The organism is uncultured Winogradskyella sp., from assembly GCF_947496485.1.
GTDB lineage: Bacteria > Bacteroidota > Bacteroidia > Flavobacteriales > Flavobacteriaceae > Winogradskyella.
This window is the reverse complement of the sequence record NZ_CANMCZ010000011.1, coordinates 2501-5508: the sequence shown is the minus strand read 5'-3', so window position 1 is coordinate 5508 and position 3008 is coordinate 2501. Positions and strand designations below refer to the sequence as shown.

Sequence of the window (3008 nt, the reverse complement as noted above, 5' to 3'; positions counted from 1 at the left end):
AAACAAAAAATCCCAACTACAATAAGTAATTGGGATTCAAAAAAGGCGGCGACCTACTCTTCCACAGTAAGCAGTACCATCGGCGCAAACGGGCTTAACTTCTCTGTTCGGAATGGTAAGAGGTGAGCCCCGTCGCTATAACCACCTTAAAAGGTTAGTATATAGTTTTTGGTCTTTAGCAATTAGTTATCTAATTACGTCATATCAAAAAATCTAAATACTGTAGCTTACGCTACTAATATCTTAACATATTGAAAAAGGACGCTTTACGTCTTATACATGAATTATAATTTTGTTGTACTCTAAAAAAACGGCTGTACAATAAGCCTATGGGTTATTAGTACTACTTGGCTATGACATTACTGCCTTTACACCTATAGCCTATCAACGTGGTCATCTTCCACGACCCTTTAAAGAAATCTCATCTTGTGGTGGGTTTCGCGCTTATATGCTTTCAGCGCTTATCCCTTCCGAACGTAGCTACCCTGCAATGCTCCTGGCGGAACAACAGGTACACCAGAGGTTCGTCCAACTCGGTCCTCTCGTACTAGAGTCAGATCCACTCAAATTTCTAACGCCCACAGTAGATAGAGACCGAACTGTCTCACGACGTTCTGAACCCAGCTCGCGTGCCACTTTAATGGGCGAACAGCCCAACCCTTGGGACCTTCTCCAGCCCCAGGATGTGACGAGCCGACATCGAGGTGCCAAACCCCCCCGTCGATGTGAGCTCTTGGGGGAGATCAGCCTGTTATCCCCGGAGTACCTTTTATCCTTTGAGCGATGGCCCTTCCATACGGAACCACCGGATCACTATGCTCTACTTTCGTACCTGATCGACCTGTATGTCTCTCAGTCAAGCTCCCTTATGCCATTGCACTCTACGCACGGTTACCAAGCGTGCTGAGGGAACCTTTAGAAGCCTCCGTTACTCTTTTGGAGGCGACCACCCCAGTCAAACTACCCACCAAGCACTGTCCCTGATTAGAGGTTAGACTCTAGATAAGCAAAGGGTGGTATTTCAACAATGACTCCACAACGCCTAGCGACGCCACTTCAAAGTCTCCCACCTATCCTACACATTACTTATCCAAAGCCAATACTAAGCTATAGTAAAGGTTCACGGGGTCTTTTCGTCCCACTGCGGGTAATCGGCATCTTCACCGATACTACAATTTCACCGAGCTCATGGCTGAGACAGTGTCCAGATCGTTACACCATTCGTGCAGGTCGGAACTTACCCGACAAGGAATTTCGCTACCTTAGGACCGTTATAGTTACGGCCGCCGTTTACTGGGGCTTCATTTGAGATCTTCGAAGTAAACTTCTAAACCCTCCACTTAACCTTCCAGCACCGGGCAGGTGTCAGGCCCTATACATCATCTTTCGATTTAGCAGAGCCCTGTGTTTTTGATAAACAGTCGCCTGGACCTTTTCACTGCGGCCCATCCGAAGATGGGCGACCCTTCTCCCGAAGTTACGGGTCTATTTTGCCTAGTTCCTTAGCCATGAATCTCTCGAGCACCTTAGAATTCTCATCCCAACTACCTGTGTCGGTTTAGGGTACGGGCTGCTTCACTTGCTTTTCTTGGAAGTCGATTTGCTAGATTATCACCTTGACCGTAGTCTCAGTGTACTATCAGAGTGTTACCACATCTTTCAACGTACTATTCCGTCAGTACGCACTAACTTTTCGCCTCCGTCACGTTTAGTGTGAGCAGGTACAGGAATATTAACCTGTTGTCCATCCACTACCCCTTTCGGGTTCGCGTTAGGTCCCGACTAACCCTCAGCTGATTAGCATAGCTGAGGAAACCTTAGTCTTTCGGTGTGCGGGTTTCTCGCCCGCATTATCGTTACTTATGCCTACATTTTCTTTTGTAGCTTCTCCAGCATACCTCGCAGTACACCTTCGACGACACTACAATGCTCCCCTACCACTTTTACAAGTCCATAGCTTCGGTAGTATGTTTATGCCCGATTATTATCCATGCCGGATCGCTCGACTAGTGAGCTGTTACGCACTCTTTAAATGAATGGCTGCTTCCAAGCCAACATCCTAGCTGTCTATGCAATCCAACCTCGTTTATTCAACTTAACATACATTTGGGGACCTTAGCTGATGGTCTGGGTTCTTTCCCTCTCGGACATGGACCTTAGCACCCATGCCCTCACTGCTGATTAACATTTTATAGCATTCGGAGTTTGTCAGGAATTGGTAGGCGGTGAAGCCCCCGCATCCAATCAGTAGCTCTACCTCTATAAAACTATAAATCAACGCTGCACCTAAATGCATTTCGGGGAGTACGAGCTATTTCCGAGTTTGATTGGCCTTTCACCCCTACCCACAGGTCATCCGAAGACTTTTCAACGTCAACCGGTTCGGGCCTCCACTGTATGTTACTACAGCTTCACCCTGCCCATGGGTAGATCACACGGTTTCGCGTCTACCACTACTAACTAAAGCGCCCTATTCAGACTCGCTTTCGCTACGGATCCGGACCTGAAGTCCTTAACCTTGCTAGCAACGGTAACTCGTAGGCTCATTATGCAAAAGGCACGCCGTCACAGATCAAGTCTGCTCCGACCGCTTGTAAGCGTATGGTTTCAGGTTCTATTTCACTCCCTTATTCAGGGTTCTTTTCACCTTTCCCTCACGGTACTAGTTCACTATCGGTCTCTCAGGAGTATTTAGCCTTATCGGATGGTCCCGACTGATTCACACAGGGTTACACGTGCCCCGCACTACTCAGGATACCACTATCTTAACAATCTTTACTTATACGGGACTATCACCCTCTGTGGTCAGTCTTTCCAAACTGTTCTAATTCATTATGCATCGAATATCGTGGTCCTACAACCCCAGCATTGCCGTAACAATACTGGTTTGGGCTAATCCAATTTCGCTCGCCGCTACTATCGGAATCACTTTTGTTTTCTTCTCCTCCGGGTACTTAGATGTTTCAGTTCTCCGGGTTCGCCTCCTTGCGGATAACATGTCTTCAACA

Annotated in this window: 2 rRNA genes (1 of these 2 cut by a window edge); both read right to left on the bottom strand. The window is 47.2% G+C overall.

From position 1 onward, the window contains the following. Positions 1–40 precede the first annotated feature (40 nt). Positions 41–149, bottom strand: a 5S ribosomal RNA gene (gene rrf, locus Q0822_RS18160). Positions 150–317: 168 nt separating this feature from the next. Then, positions 318–3008 (bottom strand): 23S ribosomal RNA (locus tag Q0822_RS18155); it runs 134 nt beyond the window's last position.